18 protein-coding genes are annotated in these 19,690 nt (G+C 71.2%); 12 read left to right on the top strand and 6 right to left on the bottom strand.

What is annotated here, in order from left to right; all coding sequences use genetic code 11:
• Positions 1-22: 22 nt before the first annotated feature.
• Positions 23-589 (bottom strand): RNA polymerase sigma factor SigC, encoded by a 567-nt coding sequence (sigC, locus tag FXO23_RS20280; RefSeq protein WP_158886933.1) that lies wholly within the window; start codon positions 587-589, stop codon positions 23-25.
• A gap of 162 nt (positions 590-751) precedes the next feature.
• Here sigC and FXO23_RS20275 point away from each other — a divergent pair, with 162 nt between their 5' ends.
• Positions 752-1,489 (top strand): zf-HC2 domain-containing protein, encoded by a 738-nt coding sequence (locus FXO23_RS20275; RefSeq protein WP_158886932.1) that lies wholly within the window; start codon positions 752-754, stop codon positions 1,487-1,489.
• Between the two features lie 68 nt (positions 1,490-1,557).
• Positions 1,558-2,439: a DUF11 domain-containing protein gene (locus FXO23_RS20270; RefSeq protein WP_158886931.1), complete on the top strand. Its 882-nt coding sequence runs from the start codon at positions 1,558-1,560 to the stop codon at positions 2,437-2,439.
• Here the strand turns inward: FXO23_RS20270 and FXO23_RS20265 are convergent.
• Positions 2,411-3,052, bottom strand: a complete 642-nt coding sequence (locus FXO23_RS20265; RefSeq protein ID WP_158886930.1) for a helix-turn-helix transcriptional regulator — start codon at positions 3,050-3,052, stop codon at positions 2,411-2,413. The genes FXO23_RS20270 and FXO23_RS20265 overlap by 29 nt on opposite strands.
• A 247-nt stretch (positions 3,053-3,299) precedes the next feature.
• Between FXO23_RS20265 and FXO23_RS20260 the strand changes: the two genes are divergently transcribed.
• The 3 genes from FXO23_RS20260 to FXO23_RS20250 all read left to right on the top strand — a co-directional run bounded on the left by FXO23_RS20260 (position 3,300) and on the right by FXO23_RS20250 (position 5,630).
• Positions 3,300-4,241, top strand: a complete 942-nt coding sequence (locus FXO23_RS20260; RefSeq protein WP_158886929.1) for an endonuclease/exonuclease/phosphatase family protein — start codon at positions 3,300-3,302, stop codon at positions 4,239-4,241.
• An 80-nt stretch (positions 4,242-4,321) separates the two neighbouring features.
• A complete protein-coding gene (locus tag FXO23_RS20255) occupies positions 4,322-4,732 on the top strand; it encodes a DUF6401 family natural product biosynthesis protein (protein WP_246257578.1) in 411 nt (136 codons plus the stop codon).
• Between the two features lie 208 nt (positions 4,733-4,940).
• Complete coding sequence (locus FXO23_RS20250; protein ID WP_158886928.1) at positions 4,941-5,630, top strand: TetR family transcriptional regulator; 690 nt, start codon at positions 4,941-4,943, stop codon at positions 5,628-5,630.
• 1 nt (position 5,631) lies between these two features.
• Here FXO23_RS20250 and FXO23_RS20245 read toward each other — a convergent pair whose 3' ends face one another.
• A complete protein-coding gene (locus FXO23_RS20245) occupies positions 5,632-7,188 on the bottom strand; it encodes an alkaline phosphatase D family protein (protein ID WP_158886927.1) in 1,557 nt (518 codons plus the stop codon).
• A gap of 18 nt (positions 7,189-7,206) precedes the next feature.
• Positions 7,207-7,866 (bottom strand): hypothetical protein, encoded by a 660-nt coding sequence (locus FXO23_RS20240; RefSeq protein WP_179956817.1) that lies wholly within the window; start codon positions 7,864-7,866, stop codon positions 7,207-7,209.
• A gap of 146 nt (positions 7,867-8,012) precedes the next feature.
• Between FXO23_RS20240 and FXO23_RS20235 the strand changes: the two genes are divergently transcribed.
• From FXO23_RS20235 to FXO23_RS20215, 5 genes are all read left to right on the top strand, one after another.
• Positions 8,013-10,976 carry an AfsR/SARP family transcriptional regulator gene (locus tag FXO23_RS20235; protein ID WP_158886926.1) on the top strand — a complete coding sequence of 988 codons (2,964 nt, stop codon included), beginning with the start codon at positions 8,013-8,015 and terminating at the stop codon, positions 10,974-10,976.
• 148 nt (positions 10,977-11,124) lie between these two features.
• Positions 11,125-12,333, top strand: coding sequence for a hypothetical protein (locus FXO23_RS20230; protein ID WP_158886925.1), 1,209 nt, complete (start codon positions 11,125-11,127; stop codon positions 12,331-12,333).
• 14 nt (positions 12,334-12,347) lie between these two features.
• Positions 12,348-12,779 carry a septal ring lytic transglycosylase RlpA family protein gene (locus tag FXO23_RS20225; protein ID WP_218952103.1) on the top strand — a complete coding sequence of 144 codons (432 nt, stop codon included), beginning with the start codon at positions 12,348-12,350 and terminating at the stop codon, positions 12,777-12,779.
• An 11-nt stretch (positions 12,780-12,790) separates the two neighbouring features.
• A complete protein-coding gene (locus FXO23_RS20220; RefSeq protein ID WP_179956816.1) occupies positions 12,791-13,402 on the top strand; it encodes a cell wall protein in 612 nt (203 codons plus the stop codon).
• Positions 13,403-13,568: 166 nt separating this feature from the next.
• A complete protein-coding gene (locus tag FXO23_RS20215; RefSeq protein ID WP_158886923.1) occupies positions 13,569-14,375 on the top strand; it encodes a MauE/DoxX family redox-associated membrane protein in 807 nt (268 codons plus the stop codon).
• A gap of 316 nt (positions 14,376-14,691) precedes the next feature.
• Here FXO23_RS20215 and FXO23_RS20210 read toward each other — a convergent pair whose 3' ends face one another.
• The gene (locus FXO23_RS20210; RefSeq protein WP_158886922.1) at positions 14,692-16,551 is read right to left on the bottom strand and encodes a sialidase family protein; all 1,860 of its coding nucleotides are present in this window, start codon (positions 16,549-16,551) and stop codon (positions 14,692-14,694) included.
• Positions 16,552-16,642: 91 nt separating this feature from the next.
• Positions 16,643-18,283 (bottom strand): ABC-F family ATP-binding cassette domain-containing protein, encoded by a 1,641-nt coding sequence (locus tag FXO23_RS20205; protein WP_158886921.1) that lies wholly within the window; start codon positions 18,281-18,283, stop codon positions 16,643-16,645.
• A 66-nt stretch (positions 18,284-18,349) separates the two neighbouring features.
• Here FXO23_RS20205 and FXO23_RS20200 point away from each other — a divergent pair, with 66 nt between their 5' ends.
• The gene (locus tag FXO23_RS20200; RefSeq protein WP_158886920.1) at positions 18,350-19,084 is read left to right on the top strand and encodes an alpha/beta fold hydrolase; all 735 of its coding nucleotides are present in this window, start codon (positions 18,350-18,352) and stop codon (positions 19,082-19,084) included.
• A 92-nt stretch (positions 19,085-19,176) separates the two neighbouring features.
• On the top strand, positions 19,177-19,668 hold the full coding sequence (locus FXO23_RS20195; RefSeq protein WP_179956815.1) for a DUF309 domain-containing protein: 492 nt from the start codon (positions 19,177-19,179) through the stop codon (positions 19,666-19,668).
• The last annotated feature ends 22 nt before the right edge of the window (positions 19,669-19,690 follow it).

The following is a 19,690-nucleotide window of genomic DNA, read 5'->3' as shown; positions in this document are numbered from 1 at the left end:
AGTTCCCGGTGTGCCCTATGCCTCAGAGGGCGCCGTTGTCCGCTTCCCAGGTGGCGTCGAGCAGATCGGCCCGCGCGCGGGCGATCCGGGACCGGATGGTGCCCACCGGGCAGCCGCACACATCGGCCGCCTCCTGATAGGACAGACCGAGGACCTGGGTGAGCACCAGCACCTCGCGCCGCTCGTCGTCCAATCCGGCGAGCAGCATGCGCAGTTCGACGAGATCCTCGAACCCGGCCGCGGGACCGCGCGAGCGTTCCGCCGCCTGCTCCCAGTCGGCGTCGGCGGAGATCCGGGGCCGCGCGGAGGCCGACCGGATGCTGTCCACGACCACCCGCCGCGCGATCGACAGCAGCCAGGTGCGGGCGGACGACCGCCCGGCGAACCGGCGCAGGCTGCCGAACGCCCGCAAGTAGGTCTCCTGGGTGAGGTCGTCGGCCGAGGCCACGTCCGCCAGGTGCGCGACGAACCGCCACACGTCGGCCTGGGTGGCCCGCACCCAGTCCTCGAGCGCCCGCCGATCACCCCGGCCGGCGGCGATGGCCAGGGCGGTCACCCGCTCGTCGTCGCTGCCGTGGGATCTGGACATGACCCCAGAGTATTACACGTCGTAGTAGTGGCTGATCGGCCCAGGGAACCGGGTGCTGGGTCGTGAGTGTTTTGGGACGGTTCTAACCGGTCTATCCACTCACGACCGTCCCCTAGGCCCGCGGGCGGGAACTCGGGGGCTATAACGGCCGACCATTGGAACGTGAGATGTGACGTCTGCCGAGAAGCGCTGTCCGCCCGGCTCGACGGCGAGGCCGAACCCGTGCCCGCCGAGGCCGTCGATCGCCACCTCGGCACGTGTGCGGCCTGCCGTTCCTGGTTCGCCCGCGCCGAGCGGCTGAATCGGACGATGCTGGTGCGCGCCGCGCCGCCGGTGCCCGATCTCACCGAGGCCATCCTGGACCGGACGCCCGCCCCGAGCGGCGAGCGCTGGGGGTTCCGGATCGCGCTGGCGGTGGTCGCGGTGGCTCAGCTCACCCTCGCCTTCGCCCAGCTGTTCGGCCGGGCCGACGGCCTGCACGGGCAGCACGGGGGCGGATTCATGGTCGGTCACCTCAGCCACGAGAGCATCGCGTGGAACCTCGCGGTCGGGGTCGGCCTGCTCTTCGCGGCGCTGCGCCCCGGTTCGGCGACCGGGCAGCTCCCGCTGCTCGCCGGGTTCGTGCTGATGCTCACCGCGCTGTCCACCGCGGACGTGCTCGGGCAGGAGGTCACGTTCGAACGGATCTTCTCCCACCTCCCCGCGGTGCTCGGGGTGCTCCTGCTGTTCGTCGTCCGGCGGCAGTTCCGGAACCGGCACGATCCGCGCCCGCAGCGGTACGGCGCTACCGGGCGGGACGAGCGGGCGGAAACTTCCACACCGGACGCCCCGGCCGCGGTGGACCGTCCACATCGGCCACATCGGTTCTGGCGCCCCGCAAGCCGGCGCAGGGCCGCCTGAATCCGGTGTAACGACATCGCCCCGTGCCGCGAATCACGGTCGACCCTTCTGCGAAAAGAGGTTCGGTCATGGCGAGGAGTTCCTTCCTGCGGCGCGGGGCAACCCTCGCCGGTGTCCTTCTGGTGACCGGACTCGCCGTCGCGGCACCGGCGCGGGCGGACACCCCCGAGGTCGCGCTGAGCGTCGCCCCGGCCACGGTGAACACCGGCGAAACCGTGACCGTGACCGAGACCATCACCAACCTCACCGGCGGCTCGATCCTCAACCCGACCGCCCGGCTGCTCAGCAAGCCGAGCGTGCTCACCTCCTACGCGTCGCTGGTGAGCTGCGGCGGCGCGGGCGTGGCCAGCTGCGCGACCCTCGACGGGCCGGACGGGCCGATCGGCTACCAGGCGATCCTGGCCGAGGCGATGTCCAACCTCGAATCCCGGACGGTCACCTTCACCCTGCGGATCAACCCGGACGCCGGTGAACGCACCGAAATCCTGCAGGGGCAGCTGTGGGGCCGGAACTACGGCACCTTCCCGGTGGACGGGCCCGCGCTGACCGTGCATGCGCGGGCGGACGCGGCCGTCGGCCTGACCGCCGCGCCGAAGTTCGGCCTTCTGGTGTCCCGGCTGGACTTCACCGCGAAGATCACCAACAACGGGCCCGGAACCCTGCGCGACGCCGTGTTCACCACGAACCTGCCCGCCGGGCTGACCGCCACCTCGAACACTCCGGCCTGCGTGCCGGGCGCCGGGAAGGTCGTGTGCTCGGTCGCCGGACTGGCCAATGGCGCGAACACCGCACTCGGTTTCTCGGTCCGGCTGAACCTGCTTTCGCTCGGCGTGCCCTACACGTTCACCACGACCCGCACCGCGTCGGCGAGCGTCGACCCCGATCCGGCGAACGACAGCGCGAGCACCTCGTGCACGGTGGTCACACCGCTGCTGGTGAACTGCGGCTAGGAGTTTCCAGCAGACCCAGGCGGTAGGCCAGCGCGACCGCGTGCGTGCGGTTGTGCGCGCACAACTTGCTCAGCACCGACCGCACGTGGCAGCGGATGGTGTCCGGGCTGAGGAACAGCTGCCGCGCGATGTCGTCGTTGGTGAGCCCCTCGGCCGCGAGCGCGAGCACGGTCGATTCCCGTTGGCTGAGCGGGCGCCGATGCGATTCGGCGCCGGAGAACGCGTCCCGGGACGCCGGGCGCTGCGCGGCGCTGAAGTAGGTCTGCGCGATCGCCACCCGCAGTTCCGCCGCACTCGCGTGCGCGGGCAGCAAACCGCGGATTCCCCGCGCCCGCACCGCCCGCAGGACTTGCGCGGAAACCGTGCCGGGCAACAACATCAGCACCGGCAGTTGCGGATAGCGGTCCGCGATTTCGGTGGCGAACCGGACCGCCGACGCGGGTTCGATGCGGGCGATCACCATGGCCGGATCGGTGGCCGCGATCCGTTCGAACGTTTTCTCCTCATTCGCGGTGAGCACGGTCGTGGTCAGCTCCGGCACCGCGAGATTCACATTGGCGAGCACGCCGAGCCCGGAAATCGGATACGGATCGAACACCACCAGCGTGGCCATCTGCCCCGTGCCCCCTTCTCCCGACGACATCCCCCTGCGCTGGAACAACGAGCGTCCCACGAGCTGGTCTTGTGACAAGGAAGACAACCCATCGAACCGCCTCGCTCAGAAGGGTGAGCGGGACCTCAGAAAAGAGACAAGACGACAGAAGCAACCGGAAAGCTGTCAAGAGATCGTCGGCGGATCGCCGGAAAACCGCAACACAACTCTCAGAGTTCTCTCATCGAGCGTCGGCAGCCTCGGGGCCATGGTCCAAACAACCGAACCCCGGCGGGTGGCCCGGCGGCGCGCGCCGATCGTCCTGGCGGCGCTGGCGGTGCTCGTCGCCGCACTGCTGGCCGGGCACCGGCTGGTGCCCCAGGCCCGCGGGGTGGGCACCGTGCTGGACAGCTTCCTGCCCTGGTTCGGGCTCCTGATCCTCCCGATCGCCGCGGGCGCGCTGATCGCGCGTTCCCGGATCGCGCTGGCCACGACGCTGGTCCCGGCACTCGTCTGGTCGGCGCTGTTCGTCCCGGACCTGGCCTGGGGTTCCGGCGGGGACGGGGACCTGCGCGTGGTCAGCCAGAACCTGGGCGCCGGTAACCGCGAGGTGCCGAGCGCCGCGAACGCGCTCGCCGGTACCGGCGCGGACCTGATCGGGGTGCAGGAGCTGACCGGAACCAGCCGCGAGCTGGTCGCCGAGGCCCTGCAGCCGTCGCATCCGTACGCCGAACGGGCCGGGACCGTCGGGCTGTGGAGCCGCTACCCGCTCGCCGGAGCCGAACCGGTGGATCTGGGCATGCCCTGGCCGCGGGCGATGCGGGCCCGGGTGCGGGCGCCGCAGGGCGACCTCACGGTGTACGTCGTGCATCTCGCGTCGATTCGGCTCGGCGCCGCCGAGCGGCGGGACCGCAGCCTCGCCCGGCTCGCCGAGGTGCTGCGCGCGGACACCGCCGACCGGGTGGTCGTGCTCGGCGACCTGAACACGGCCTCCACCGACCGCGAGTTCGACTCGCTCACCGGCATCCTGCACGAGGCCAAGAGCGGTTTCGGGTTCACCTGGCCGGCCGGATTCCCGCTCACCCGGCCCGATCACATCCTCTACCGCGGGCTGGCCTTCGGCGACGGGTCCGTGCTGGCCGCGAACGGGAGCGATCACCGCGCGATCCAGGCCGTGCTGCGCGGCACTACCGGGAGTAGCTCGAAGTGACACACGTTAGGAGTACCCCGTCAGGGCTGACTTCGCGGTTACCGATGGCGATGACGCGACTACGCGGTGGATGATCGGGTATGGCCTGGGTGGATTTGCTCGCGGACCGGTCCGCGCGTCGCTGGTTGTCCGCGATCGAGCTGCGGCTCGCCTCCGGCTGGACCGCGCTCGCGCAGCAGGAACCGCTGCGTCACGAGTTCGAACGGCACCTGCGCGCGGTCGCCGACGAGGTGCGGTGTGAGCAGGAACTCGTCCGGCGCCCGGAGCCGGTTTCCAACCTGGTCCTGCTGGCGAGCCATGCCCACGACGTCCGCCGCGCCGCCGCCGAGAGCGGCTGGCGACCGCCCGCCACGACCGCCGACTGGACCATCGGCGAGTGGACCGGACTCCGGTTGCTGGCCTGCTACCGCCTGGCCACTACGCTGCCGCGCGGCCCGCGCCCGCCACTCACCGCGACGGCGGTACCCGTCCGGGAATCCGCCGCCCAGTAGTTAGTTTGAATAAACAATTTCACGGCGTCACCGAAAAAGTTCCCGTCACCCTCCTGTGAAGTGAGTCTCCCCCATTCAGGGGGCTTGCCGATTCTTTACGCAGTGGCAATCTGGACGCCCGTACCAAAGTGGCCGACGGCTCGTTGAAGACGACATCGCCGAAGGACATTCGGAGACGCCCCGCTGCCAGATTTCAGGGAGCACTGAAATGACGCCAGAACACCGTCCCCCGGCGCCGCCAGGCCTGACCAGGAACCGGCCACCCCGGCCGACCGGCCTGCGGCAGCAGAAGAAGCAACGCACCCGCACCGCCCTGTGGTGCTCGGCGATGAGGCTGTTCGCCGAGCGCGGCATGGCGCACACCACCGTGGCCGACATCGCGGAGGCCGCGGGCGTGTCGGAACGCACCTTCTTCCGGTACTACCCGTCCAAGGAGAGCCTGATCACCGGCACCTGGCGGACGCTCTGCGAGAACCTCGCCATGCTGGTCGCCGCGCGGCCGCGGGAGGAGTCGCTGCTGCGCTCGGTCAGCGTGTGCCTGCCCGGCACCTACGTGCGGTCGTTCGACTCGCCCGACATCGACGGCGAGATCCGCAACGGCATGCGCAACATGATGCGCGTGGTCTCGGCCAGCCCGGAGATGAGCTACCAGATCAACCGGCACTCGTTCGAAATGAAGCACCGGTTCGCCGAGCTGCTCTGCAGCCGCTGGGGCGCGGACGTGTCGTCCGACCCGCGGCCGCTCGCGCTGGCGAACGCGGCCCAGTCCCTCGCGCGCGAATCCCTGTACTGGTGGGTTCGCGACACCTCCAAGTCGATCACCGAGATCGCCCGGGAGATGTGCGACGCGACGCTGTCCGCCGGCGCACCCCTGCAACCCCAACCGCTCGGAGGCTGACCTAGACCCGCTGCAGCCCGGGACGCCCCGCCTGGACCACGAAGGTGGCATCAGCGCCGATCGTCACCTTCGCCGGATCCCGCTCCAACGCGTTGGACACCGTGACGAAGTCGGCCTTCAGCTGGGCAGGCGTCGCGGTGACCCGCACGTAGCCGCGTTCCCCCTGGCAGTACTTGACGTGCGGATTGCGGGAGTACCAGGTGGAGCTGGGCGGGGACGCCCCGGCGCTGGTGCTGGTCACCGACGTGGTGACCAATTCCGAGCCGACGATCGGATCGCTGTGGTCCCAGTAGTCCTGGCGCAGATCGGCGGCCCAGTGCCGGTGCACGTCCCCGGTCAGCACGATCGGATTGGGCACCTTGCGGTCGACCCAGCCCCGGGTGATCCGATCCCGCGATCCCTGGTAGCCGTCCCAGGAATCGTTGTTCTCGCACGTGGTCTTCGAACCGTCGCCGTCGCGCTGCGCGAAGAACACCTGCTGGCCGAGGAAGTCCCAGGTGGCCGGGTGCGTCTCGAACGCCTTGAGCAGCCACTGCTCCTGCATGCTGCCGGTGATCGTGCGCTTCGGATCGCGCATGGTGGTGCAGTTGTTGTCGGTCGCCTGCGCGCTGCGGTACTGCCGCGTGTCCATCATGTGGAAGCGCGCGAGGTTGCCCCATAGGAACTGCCGGTACAGCTGGATGGTCGCGCCGCTGGGCTTCGCGGTCGACCGGATCGGCATGTGCTCGTAGAACGCCTGGAACGCGGCGGCCTTGCGCGCGGCCGGGGCCGGGCTGGTGGTGGCGTTCCAGTTGTTCATCACCTCGTGGTCGTCGAAGACCGCGAGCCACGGCGCGACCGCGTGCGCGGCCTGCAGGTCGCGGTCGGTCTTGTGCTGACCGTGCCGGGCGCGGTAGAGCGCGAGCGTGGTGGTGTCCTGCGGCACCGCGAGCCCGCGCACCTTCAGCTCCGGCCCGCGCCCGGACGGTTTCTCGTAGATGTAGTCGCCGAGGAACAGCACCAGATCGGGGTGGTCGGCGGTGATCCCGCGGTGCGCGTGGTACCAGCCCTCCTCCCAGTGCTGGCAAGAGGTGAAGCAGTACTTGAGCTGGTTGACCGCGGCGCCGATGGCCGGTGCGGTGCGCGTGCGGCCCACCGGGGACAGGAAACCCGCCGACCGGAAGCGGTAGAAGTACTCGCGGCCGGGTTCGAGGCCGGTCGGTTCGACGTGCACGCTGTGCGCCTGCGCCCGGGTGGTGGCCACCGTGCCCCGCTGGACGATCGAGGTGAACTGGGCATCGGCGGCCAGTTCCCAGTCCACGTCGTAGGTGGCGTCGGGCATGCCGCCGAAGCCGTCCGGGTTCAGCGGCGCCGGGGCCAGGCGGGTCCACAGCACCACGCCGTCGGGCAGCGGATCGCCCGAGGCGACGCCGAGCTGGAACGGATCACCGATCGCCGGAGCCGCGGCGGAAGTCCGCGCGCTGGCCCAGGACGGGAGCGACGACGGCAGCGCGACCGCGCCGGTGGCCGCCGCGGCGAGCCCGCCGAGCAGCACCAGACGCCTGTTGACCTGGGCCATTTCCGCAGAACCTCCGAATCAGGCGGCGTAGTCGGTGAGACCGGGGCTGCAGGACTCGAGCACGGGATTGGTCGCCGAGTAGTTCGCGACGCAGACCTTGTAGAAGACCCAGCCGCCCTTGCCGACGTTCGCCGGGCGGTCGGTGTGCGTGCCGTTGCCGCCGGAATTCCAGGCGTAGAGCGGGCCCGCGCCCCCGGCGAGCCAGTACGCGACCACGGCCGACTTGCCGTCGGCGGCGCGGTCGTAGACCAGGAAGTGCGCGTCCGACGAGCGGAACTGGCCTTCCGCCGCGCAGGTCCCGGCGGAGCACGCGGCGCTGCCGGTGCCCACCCCGCAGTCCGGGGCGACGCGCTGGTCGGAGCCGGTCCGCACGTAGGCGTCGGAAATGTAGCCGCCGAGCGCGGGGACGTAATCCCAGATCGTCGTGGTGCCCAGTGGCCCTTGCACCGAAGATCCCGTCGTTTGACAGTCAATGACGACTTTGGTGCCATTCGCGACCGTGCGCACCGCGGTCGCGCTGGTGCTGGGTGCGCGACGCACATTCAGCGGATCGCCGGCGGTCTGCACGGTCCCCTCGGCGGCGCTCGCCACACCCATGCCGACCAGCAGAAACCCGGTCGCGGCAAGCAGCACCACCGCCGCTTGCGAGCACAATCTGCGGATCAGTGAGCGCGCCATACGTTCAGCGTCACCCACTCGTGTACACGATCCATACAAATGGCGTACCGAGCGTTTACCGTCTGGACATACCAACGGCGCTAGCAATCAGTACGCATCGGACCTACCATCCGGTTTCATCAGGGCTCCTCACCACTGGGGTGGTAATGGTGACTGCGATTTCTTTTCGCGTTTTGGGGCCGCTTGAGGTCGAGGTGGCCGGACGGTCATTGCCTCTCGGCGGGCCCAAACCGCGCGTGCTGCTGGCCGCGCTCCTGCTCCAGGCGGGCGTGACGGTCTCCACCGACCAGCTCGTCGACGTGCTGTGGCCCACCACCGCACCGCGTTCCGCGGCGGCGAACATCCGGACCTATGTGCATTCCCTGCGCCGGCGCCTGGCAGAAGTCGACGAGGAACTGACCGATCGAATCCAGAGCCGGTCCTCGGGTTACATCCTCACCGCGGCGCCGGACGAACTCGACATGACCGCGTTCACCGAGTTGGCGGCACGCGCCCAGCGCGCGCTGGCCGCCGGGGAACCGAAGTGCGCGCTGGAACTGCTCGACCGCGCCGAGGCGCTGTGGCGCGGCGAGATCCTCGAGGACCTCCCGCACAGCTACAGCTGGACCTCGACGTGCGCGCGGCTGTCCGAACTGCGGCTGTCCGTGCGGGAACTCCGGCTGCGCGTGCGGATCGAACTCGGCGAGTACCACGACGCGATCGTCGAACTGCGCGGCCTGCTCGCCGATCACCCGCTGCGCGAGGAACTCTGGTCGCAGCTGATCGTCGCGCTCGACGCGAGCGGCCGGAAGGCCGAGGCGCTGCAGGCCTACGCCCAGGTGGAGCGCATCCTGCGGGACGAACTGAACGCGCAACCCGGCGCCCAGCTCCGCAAACTCCGCGCCCAGCTGGGCGGGCCGGGCAAACCGGCCGCCCAGCCCGCCGCCCCGTTCCCGGTCTGCCAGCTCCCGCTGGACCTGCCCGATTTCACCGGCCGCGACGATCTCGTGGACGAACTGGTCGCACTGCTGCGGGCACGCCGCGAACGCGGTGTCCCGGCGGTCACCGTGCTGTCCGGCGCGCCGGGGGTGGGCAAATCGACCATCGCGGTCCGGGTCGCTCACGCGGTGCGCGCCGAATTCCCGGACGGCCAGCTGCACCTGGATCTCGGCGGCACCTCGGCCAGCCCGCGCACCCCGATGGACGTGCTGCCCGAACTGCTGCACGCGCTCGGCGTCCCGGACGCCGCCATGCCGCGCACCCAGGCGGAACGATCCGCGCTGCTGCGGTCGCGGCTCGCCCGAAGACGGTTGTGCGTGGTCCTGGACGACGCGGCGAACGCGGCCCAGGTGCGCCCGCTGCTGCCGGGCAGCGGCGGCTGCGCGGTCCTGGTCACCAGCCGCGCCCGGATGCCCGATCTGGAGGGCGCGCGGCCGGTCGACGTCGACGTGCTGCCCGAGGGCGAGGCCGAGCGGTTGCTCGCGGGCATCGTCGGCCCGGAGCGGATGCTCGCCGAACCCGACAGCGCCGCGGCGATCCTGCGTTCGTGCGGGTACCTGCCGCTGGCGATCCGGGTGGCCGGGGCCAAACTGAGCCACCGCCCCGCGTGGACGCTGCGCATGCTGGCCGACCGGCTGCGCGGCGAGCACCGGCGGCTGGACGAACTGCGGGTCGGCGACCTCGCGGTGCGCGCCAGCGTGGCCCTGAGCTACGACCAGCTTCCGGACGAAGCGGCCCGGGCGTTCCGCGCGCTCGGCACGCTGGGCCCGATGCAGTTCCCGGGCTGGGCGGTGGCCGCGCTGCTCGACCGGACCGAGGCCGACGACGTGCTGGACCTGCTGGTGGACGCGCACCTGGTGGAGCTGGTCAGTTCGGACGCGACCGGCCAGCCGCGGTACCGGCTGCACGATCTGCTGCGCTGCTTCGCCGCCGAACAGGCCGAGCGCACCCCCGAGGGCGATCGCCGGGAGGCGGTGCGCCGCCTGCTCGAGGGCTACCTCTCGCTCGCCACGGACGCGGCCGAACGCATTCCGATCCACTTCTTCGGGCAGATCTCGGTCGGCCCGGCCGACGGCGCCTGGCGGCCCGCGGGCGCGGACGGCCTGCTCGCCGATCCGACGGCGTGGTTCGAAGCCGAGCGGCGCACCGCGGTCGCCGCGATCGCGCTCGCCGCGCAGTTCCGGCTGGACGAGCTGGCCTGGCGGCTGGCCATCGCGTGCACCCCGTACTTCGATCTGCGCGGCCACCACGACGACTGGCAGCACACGCACGCGATCGCGCTGGCCGCCGTGCGCCGCACCGGCGAGCTGCGCGGCCAGGCGATCGTGCTGCGCAACCTCGGGCAGATCCACGTGTACCAGGACACCTACCAGGAGGCGCTGGCCGCGTTCGACGAATCGCACCGGCTGTTCGGGCAGGCCGGGGACCAGCGGGGCGCCGCGATCGCGCTGGCCGGGGTGAGCACCGCGCTGCGCTTCCAGGGCCGGTTCAAACGCGCGCTGGACCGCTGCCAGGCGGCCCTGGAACTGTTCCGCGCGGCCGGGGACCGGCACGGCGAGGCGGTCGCGCGAATCGGCGTGGGCGCGGCCTGGCTCGGGCTGGGCTGCTACGCCGCGGCCGGGCGGTGGTTCTCCGACGCGTACGAGCTGTCCGCGGCCATCGGCGACCGGCATCGCGAAGCCCACGCGCTGAAGCGGCTGGCCATGCTGCACCAGCGCAAGGGCAACCTCGGCCAGGCGCGGGAACACCTGGACCGGGCGATCGCGATCTTCGACGAACTCGGCGACGACCACTGCGTCGGGTACGCCCACCAGAGCCTGGGCGAGCTGTGCCTGTGCAGCGGGGATCTCGCGCACGCCCAGTTGCTGCTGGTCAATTCGCTCCGCGTGCACCGGCGCAACGGCGACCGGCGGTCCGAGGCGGAGGTCGCCGAACTGCTCGGCGAACTGCACCAGATCCTGAACCAGCCCGAACGCTCCCGCGCCTACTACGAACGCGCCCTGATGATCTGGCGGGAACTGCCCGCCCAGCCGCAGGAATCGGCGGTCGCCGCCCGCCTGCGGCAACTGGCGCCGGGCGCGAAACCCGCCCGCCCGAAACGCAAACGCCCGCATATCGCGACCACCGCCTGACCGTTCACTTTCCCATTCCGGACTGTCATTTCCCGGGGACGAGAACAGCGCGTTTTGTATCGATCGTGTACATCGTGCTCGCACAATCCGCCAGGTATCGGCACGCCCGGTTACCGACCCACTCGAATGGCGGAAGGAATCCCCCGGCATGTCCCGGACCCGCAGAAGATCCGCAGCCCTGCTGTCCCTGGCCCTGCTCGCCCTCCCCGGAATCCCGGGAATCGCGCACGCCACGCCGAACCCGAGTTCCTGGCAGGCGGATCTATCCACAGTAGACAATGATGACGTGAACGTCCGCTCCGAAGGCGGCGCGCTCACCCTGGCCGAACATCACCCGGCCACACTGGGAACCGGCACCGAAGGATATCTCCTGCTCCCCGAACGAACACTGGACCGCCCGGTCAACCGGATCAGCGCGGAGATCACCGCGAACACCCCGGACGGCGCCGCCGTCGAGGTGGACGTGCGCGGCCGGACCGGGGGCGACGACTGGACCGAATGGCTGCCCGCCGGGGCGGATCCCGCCCTGCTCCCCCAGCCGGTCACGTCCGTCCAAACGCGCCTGACCCTGCACGCGGCCGCGGCCTTCCCCCGCCTGGACCAGGTCCGCTTCACCGCCGACGAGATCCCGGCCGCGCGGACCGCGCTCGCCGCCGCACCCCGCACCTATCGGGTCTTCGGCACCCGCGAGGGCCTGGTCGGCGGCACCACGGCCAACGGCCACGTGATCACCGCCCGGGACCACTTCGTCTCCTTCCCGTCGGGCAAGTCGCTGTCCCCCAAGGGCACCGGCACCTACACCGCCCGGGTGTGCCGGACCGACAACAGCCGCTGCGAGTACGCCCCGGTCTGGGAGAAGGGGCCGTGGAACATCAAGGACGACTACTGGAACCCGTCGGCCGAACGCCAGATGTGGAAGGACCTGCCGCAGGGCAAACCGGAGGCGCAGGCCGCCTACCAGGACGGGTATCACGGCGGCCGGGACGACTCCGGGCGCAAGGTGGGAAACCCGGCCGGGATCGACATCGCGGACGGCACGTTCTGGGACGGCCTCAAGCTCACCGACAACGCCTGGGTGAACGTCACCTACCTGTGGACCGGCTCCGGCCCGACCGGGGTGGTCACCACCGCGGGCGACCCGCTGAACGTGCGCGCGAGCGCCAGCACGAGCGCGGCGATCAAGGGCTTCGCCGCGAACTACGCGCAGGTCATCGTCGAGTGCTACGTGGAGGGTGACTCGGTCACCGGCCCCCTGGGCACCAGCAGGATCTGGGACCGGATCGGCCCGGGGCACTACATCTCCGACACGTATCTGAAGACCGGGTCGAACAGCCCGGTGGCCCCGAAGTGCACATGAGAAGGGAGAAATCGTTGTCTACACAGGAAATCGGCGCGTTCGCCGCGGCGAACAGCGAAGCGTCCTGGTTCTGCTGCGGTCCGGCCTGGGGCCGGTGCAGTTCCGCGGGCGGCGGCGCGTGCGGCAACTGCCGGTCCGGCAGCTACCACTGCGCCTGGCCGAACGCCTCGCAGGGCTGTTTCGACATCACCCGCCCGGACCGGTGCGGCGACACCCTCGCGCGGCGCGGCTGCGGGCACACGTTCTACGTGCAGCACCTGTGCGGCACCAAGGAAATCGCGGTGAAGATCGCCGACTGCGGCCCGGACACCGACCGCCGGTGCGGCGAGAAGAAGTGCTGCGGCGGCAAGTGCGCCACCAACCGGCTGATGGATCTGACCCCGGCCGCGTTCAGCGCGATCGGCAGCCTGGACGCCGGCCTCATCCCGATCACCTTTCGCAGCTAGGAGGCAGCCGAATGTCTACTGTGGATCGAAGACGATTCCTGACGAAGGCGGTGCTGGGGACCGCCGCCGGGGTGGTGGGGGCGACCGCGCTCGGTTCGGTCTCCCCGGAGGTCGCGCTCGCCGAGCAGCACGCCGACGTCGGCCTCGGCGCCGAGATGTACGACCCGAACTTCGTGGAGGGCCGGGTCACCGCGATCAAGGGCAATATGCTGTGGGTGACCAGTTCAGACCGGTCGTTCCACCGCATCCACGTGACCAGCGGGACCAGCGTGTGGAAACTGCGGCACACCACCTTCGGTGACGCGGCGGTGGGCGACGGGCTCTACGCGCGCGGGGTGCGCCTGGAGGACGGCACGCTGGCCGCCGATTCGGTGTGGCTGAACATCGTGAACCTGCGCAGCACGATCGTCGGGATGTCCGCGGGCGCCCTGCACCTGGACACCGGCCACGAACGCGTCGTCGGCCACGTCGTGCCGGGCACCTCGGCGGCGGTGTACAACGGCACGCCCGCGGTCCGGGACATGTCGATGGTCCGCGTCGGCACGCACGCCCAGGTGATCGGCGCGTGGCGACCGGAGACCAACGAGGTCGACATCTCGACCCTGTACACGTCGGTCGCTTAGCGCCGGTCCTCGATCCCGGTTGCAGGGGCGGGTCGTGAGTGTTTGGACCGGTTCCAACCGGCCTGCCCACTCACGACCCCGGCAGGAGGAGAGCTTTGAACACACGCAGCGGTCCGCCTGCACGGATCCGTAGGCGCGCTGAAGAAAACACGGCTTAGGGGAAAGCATGATCGACTGGGTTTTCGCCGTGCAGTTCGTGTTCGTCGCCGGGGCCCTGGCCGCGGCGGGCGCGTTCAAGCTGTTCGCGCGCGATTCCGCGGTCGCGGCTCGCCGGTCCGCGCTCACCCGGCTGGTGGGCGCGGACCGCGTCGTCGCGGCCTTCCGGCTGGTCGGCGGGGCGGAGCTGGCCCTCGCCGCGGCCCTGCTGCTCCCGCCGCTCGCCCCCGGGTCCGCGGTGGCCGCCCTCGCGTGGAGCCTGGGCATGCTCGGCTACCTGGGGTACGCGCGCCGCACCGCGCCGGACTCCTCGTGCGGCTGCCTGAGCGCGAAGGAAGCCCCGATCACCGGGCGGTCCTTCGCCCGCGCCGGGTTGCTCGCGGTGGCCGGTGCGGTGGCGGCGTTCGGCAGCCCGTGGACCGGGCTCGCCGGGGAGCCGGTCGCGGCGGCCGTGCTGCTGCTCGCCGAGGCCGCGGTGTTCGGGACGCTGTCCGCCGAACTGGATCACCACTGGCTGCTGCCGTTGCGCCGGTTGCGCACCCGGGTGCGGCACCCGTTGCGCGGCACCGCCGACGATGACGTGCCGGTGCAGGCCAGCCTGCAGCAGCTCTACCGGAGCGCGGCCTACCGCTCGATGCACGACCGGCTCCGCTCCACCCTGCTCGAGCACTGGGACGAGGGCGAGTGGCGGATGCTCACGTTCGCGGCGCGCCAGGAGGGGCGGCAGGCGACCGCGGTGTTCGCGGTGCCGCGGCTGAGTTTCGAGCCGGAGCGGGTGCGGGGCGCACTTGTGAACGAACCGGAACCGGTCTTCTAGGACTGAGAGCACAAACCCCGACGAACGCGGTGATCCATTCGGGTGACATTGACGGCGCTCTGTAGTGCTCACCGCTCGGAGTCCGGTTGAATCACACCGTGATTAATCGTGGAGGGCGGTTAATCGCGAAGGCGGGGAGCGGTCGTCGACCATGCCGCACCGGGCCGTGGTCGCTGTCGCGGCGGGGGCGACAGCGGCAGTCCTGGCATGGGTTTCGAGGTTCCACTCCCCGCCTCCGTTTACCGGATGACCATGCACAGGTGCACCTGCACTGAGCATCTGGCGTTTGCCATTGTTCGATTAATCGCCGAAACGCTCAGGAAGATGCACGCTCGAACGGCAGATGCAGCCGCAGGCCTGCCGTGGGCCCGTCCGCGGACGCCGCCAGCGTAGCGATCTCGGTTTCGCTCAACGCACGGGCATAGAGCCGGTAGTCGTCGACCGAACCCTGCAGCCGGTTCTGCCCGTCCAGCCGCTGGCCGACGTGGATGGTGAACGGCCGACCCGGGCTGACCGAGCCGCTCAGTCCGGTGCCCGAACCGGCGAGCTTCCCGTCCAGGTAGAGCCCGACCGTGCCGCCGGAACGCCGCAGCGCGAAGTGGTGCCACGCCCGGTCGTCCAGCGCGGTGGCGGAGTCGGCGGTGACCGCGCCGGTCGGCCCGTTCTCCACGTGCGCCCGGATCCGCTTGCTCCCCGGTTCGGCCCGCAGCCACACCTGCGAGAAGCCCTCACCCTGGTGGTAGGCCCAGAGCAACGCCTGCCCGGTCTTCACCGCGCCGTAGTTGAACCACCCGGACCAGGTGAAGTCAGCCGCCCCGGTGGCCAGGGTCTCGGCGAACGGGAGTTGCACGAAATCGTCCTTGCCGTCGAGCGCGACCGCCTGGCCGAACCGGCCCGCGGCGAGGGTCGCGCCGCCGCGCAACCAGGCGTGGTTGCCGCTCGGCGAGGAATCCGGGGTCACCGGGAGGCCCGCGGTGTTCCCGTCGGGCAGGCCCAGCGCCGCCTCGGTCAGCACCGACCAGCGGATGGTCGCGTTGGCGTCGTACTCCGGTCCGGATTCGTACAGGATCCCGGCCGAGGCCGGGCCGAGCTGCGCCATGTCGGTGTACGCCGCGTCCTCGCCCCAGACCAGGGTGCCCTGTTCGGCGTTCTGCCAGTTGCCGCCCTCGTCGAACGACGAACGGACCACCAGCCGCTTGCGGCGGTCGCATGTGGACGGTCCGGCGAACAGGATGCGGTTGTACTTCGAACCCTGGTCGGTGGCGCGCAGGCGCACGGTCGAGCCCTGCACCGGCGGGGTGACCAGATCGGGTTCGAAGGCGAACTTCCGCGAGAACGTCTCGCCGCCGTCGGAACTGATCGCGAAGGCCCGGTTGTCGTGGCCCTGGTGGACGCATTTGTCGCCGGTGCTGTTCGCGTCGTTGCGGGCGGCGGCGTACACCCGGCCGTCGGTGAGTTCGACGACGCTGATCTCCTGCGGGTTGAGGGTCGGCGTGGTGCTCACGTCGGTGGCGCCGCGGCGCCAGGTCTCGCCCTGGTCGTCGCTGTAGATCAGCGAACCCGCGCCCTCGCCCTGGCCGAAGCTCATCCCGGCGACGAGCCGCCCGGCGTGTGCGCCGCGGGTGAGCACGATGCCGTGGGACGGGCCGGTGGCCAGCCAACCCGGCGCGGACGGGAAGCCGAGTTCCCTGGTGATCTCGCGGGGTGTGGTCCAGGTCTTGCCGTTGTCGTCGCTGTGCTGGACGCGCGGGATGCGGCCGCACGCGGGCGCCTTGACGCATTGGTAGGTGGACAGCAGCACGATCCGGCCGGTCCCCGGAACCAGGATCGGGGTCGGATTGCCCTTGGTGTCGCCGAATCCCTTGATGACGACCTGGATCGGCCCCCAGTGCTTGCCGCCGTCGGTGGACCGCTTGTAGATCAGGTCGATGTCCCCGGCGTCGGCGCAGAACTTCGCCCCGCCCCGGCGGCCTTCGGCGAACGCGAGCAGGTCGCCGTTGTTCGCCTTGATCACCGCGGGGATGCGGAAGCAGTCGTAGCCTTCGGAGTTCTTCTGGTACACCACCGCGTTCGCGATGGCGGTGGCCTGCGCGGCCTGGGCGCTCACCGGGATTCCGGCGAAGGCGACCGCGGAACAGAGCAGCACGAGCAAGCGGCTGCGCAACGATCTGGACATGCCCGCAGCGTCCCGCGCCGCCGTACACGGCCGGTACATTTTACTTGCCGTACACCGAAAATGCGCCCAATGTTCCCTTGAACGCGCCGCGTCAGTGTTCTTCTCGCACCCGGCCGTCCTGGACCCGGATCCGGCGGGTGGTGTGCACCGCGTCGAGCATGCGCCGGTCGTGCGTGACGAGCAGCAGCGTGCCGGGATAGCTCGCGAGCGCGGATTCGAGTTGTTCGATCGCGGGCAGGTCGAGGTGGTTGGTGGGCTCGTCGAGCACGAGCAGGTTCACCCCGCGCGCCTGCAGCAGCGCGAGCGCGGCGCGGGTGCGCTCCCCCGGGGACAGCGTGTCGGCGGGCCGCAGGACGTGCGCGGCCTTGAGCCCGAACTTCGCGAGCAGTGTGCGCACCTCGGCCGGGGTCTGCTCGGGCACCTGCGCGCCGAACGCGTCCACCAGCGGCTGCTCGCCGAAGAACAGCCCGCGTGCCTGGTCGACCTCGCCGACCCGGACCCCGGGCCCGAGCGCGGCCCGCCCCTCGTCCAGCGGGGTCCGGCCCAGCAGGGCCGCGAGCAGCGTCGACTTCCCGGCCCCGTTCGCCCCGGTGATGGCCACCCGGTCCGCCCAGTCGATCTGCAGGTCGACCGGGCCCAGGGTGAAGGAACCGCGGCGCACCACCGCCGAGGACAGCGTCGCGACCACCGCGCCGGCGCGCGGGGCCGCGGCGATCTCCATCCGCAGTTCCCATTCCTTGCGCGGTTCCTCGACCACGTCGAGCCGCTCGATCAGCCGTTCCGTCTGCCGCGCCTTGGCGGCCTGCTTCTCGGTGGCCTCGCTGCGGAACTTCCGGCCGACCTTGTCGTTGTCGGTCGCCTTCCGCCGGGCGTTCTTCACGCCCTTCTCCATCCACGCCCGCTGGGTCCGCGCCCGCGCCTCGAGCGCCGCGCGGGTGTCGGCGTACTCCTCGTACTCCTCGCGCGCGTGCCGCCGCGCGATCTCCCGCTCCTCCAGGTACGACTGGTAACCACCGCCGTAGGTCCGGACCTGCTGCTGCGCGAGATCGAGTTCCACGACCCGGTTCACCGTCCGCGCCAGGAACTCGCGGTCGTGGCTGACCAGCACGGTCCCCGCCCGCAGCCCGGTGACGAATCGCTCGAGCCGTTCCAGGCCGTCCAGGTCGAGGTCGTTGGTCGGCTCGTCGAGCAGGAAGACGTCGTACCGGGACAGCAGCAGCGACGCCAGCCCGGCCCGCGCCGCCTGGCCCCCGGACAGCGCGGTCATCGGCCGGTCCAGGTCGACCGTGAGCCCGACCTCGGTGACCACGTCCTTGGTCCGGTCCTCCAGATCGGCGCCGCCCAGGGCGAGCCACCGCTCCAGCGCCGTGGCGTAGTGGTCGTCGGCCCCCGCGTGCCCTTCGGTCAGGGCCTCGGTCGCGGCGTCGAGTTCCCGCTGCGCCCCGGTGACCCCGGTCCGCCGCGCGAGGAACGCCCGGACGGTCTCCCCGGGCCGCCGCTCGGGTTCCTGCGGCAGATGTCCCACGGTCGCCGCCGGCGGGGTGAGCCGCACGCTGCCCCGTTCCGCCGCGGCGATTCCGGCGAGCGTGCGCAGCAGCGTCGACTTCCCGGCGCCGTTGACGCCGACCAGCCCGACCACGTCCCCGGGCGCGACCACGAGATCCAGCCCGGAGAACAGCATGCGATCGCCGTGCCCGGCGGCGAGACCCTTCGCGACAAGTGTTGCGCTCATCAGATTTCCGATGCTATGCGGTAACGCGGTTCGCCCCGCCTTCGACTCCCGGAGATACGAGCGAACATGGGGGACGACATGCTCATCGGGGGAAGAATCGACGTATCCGGACACCGAACCCGGTACCTCACCGCCGGAACGGACGGGCCACCGGTCCTGGTCCTGCACGCGTGGGGACTGACCCCGCACGCGTACGCCCCGGTGCTGGAAAGCCTCGCCGCCCACGGTCACCGGGTCTGCGCGCCCGCGCTGCCCGGTTTCGGCGGCACCGCGGACCTGCCACCGGAGGACCGCACCTTCGCCGGGTACGCGCGCTGGCTCGCGGAATTCGCCCGCGCCACCGGGATTCCCACGCCGTGCACGCTGATCGGGCATTCGTTCGGCGGTGGCGTGGCCATCCAGGCCGCGCACGCCGCGCCCGGGCGGGTCGCCCGGCTGATCCTGATCAACTCGATCGGGGGCGACGCCTGGACCCCGGGCCGGGGCCTCCGCGAACGGCCGGTCTGGGACTGGGCGTGGCGCCTGCAGGCCGATCTCCTGCCGATCGCCCGGCTCACCCGCGCCCTCCCGCCGATCCTGTGCGGCGCGGTGCCGAACCTCCTGCGCAATCCGGGCGCGCTCTGGCGGGTCGGCCACCTCGCGCGCACCGCCGACCTGTCCGCCGCGCTCGCGGGCCTGGCCGGGCTGCCGGTGGTCACCGTCGCCGGTGACCGCGACGACGTCATCCCGCCCGCCACGCTGGCCTCGCTGCGCGCCGTGCTCGGCGATCCGCCGCATTTCACCGTTCCGGGTGCTTGGTGACCCGGCAGGGTTCCGGCGCCTGCTTCCCGAACTGTTCCCCGTCGCCGCGCCGGGGGAGCTGGACCGGGCGAGCTGATGCGAGAATCACCCGCGTGGGTACCGAACGCGACCGCGACCCCGAGGGCCGGGCACGCAACGCGCGCCCCCGGGACGGCCTGGGCCGCCCGCTCCCCTACGGCGCCGAGGGGGTCGAACGGCAGCCCGAAGGCATCGAACGCACCCCGGAGGACACCCTCGCCGAGGCGCAGGACCTGCTCGACTCCGGGAAGCCCTTCCACGCGCACGAGGTGTTCGAGGACGCCTGGAAATCCGGTCCGGAAGCGGAACGGGAACTGTGGCGGGGCCTCGCCCAGCTCGCGGTCGGCCTGACCCACGCGGCGCGCGGCAACCCGACCGGCGGCGCGTCGCTGCTGCGCCGGGGAGCCGGGAACATCGAGTCCTATCGCGCCGAGAAACCGTACAAAATAGACATTTCTGGCCTGATTTCCTGGGCGGGCGCACTGTCCGCCGAACTCGAATCGGACCGCGGCGCGCCGACCGTCGACCCCGCCATCCGGGCGCCCCGGCTGCGTCCCGACGGATGATCTTCCTCGCGTCCGTGTCGAC

This window comes from Amycolatopsis anabasis (genome assembly GCF_009765355.1).
Taxonomy (GTDB): Bacteria; Actinomycetota; Actinomycetes; order Mycobacteriales; family Pseudonocardiaceae; genus Amycolatopsis; species Amycolatopsis anabasis.
Note: the sequence above shows the minus strand (reverse complement) of the source record. Positions and strands in the feature narration are given on the sequence as shown.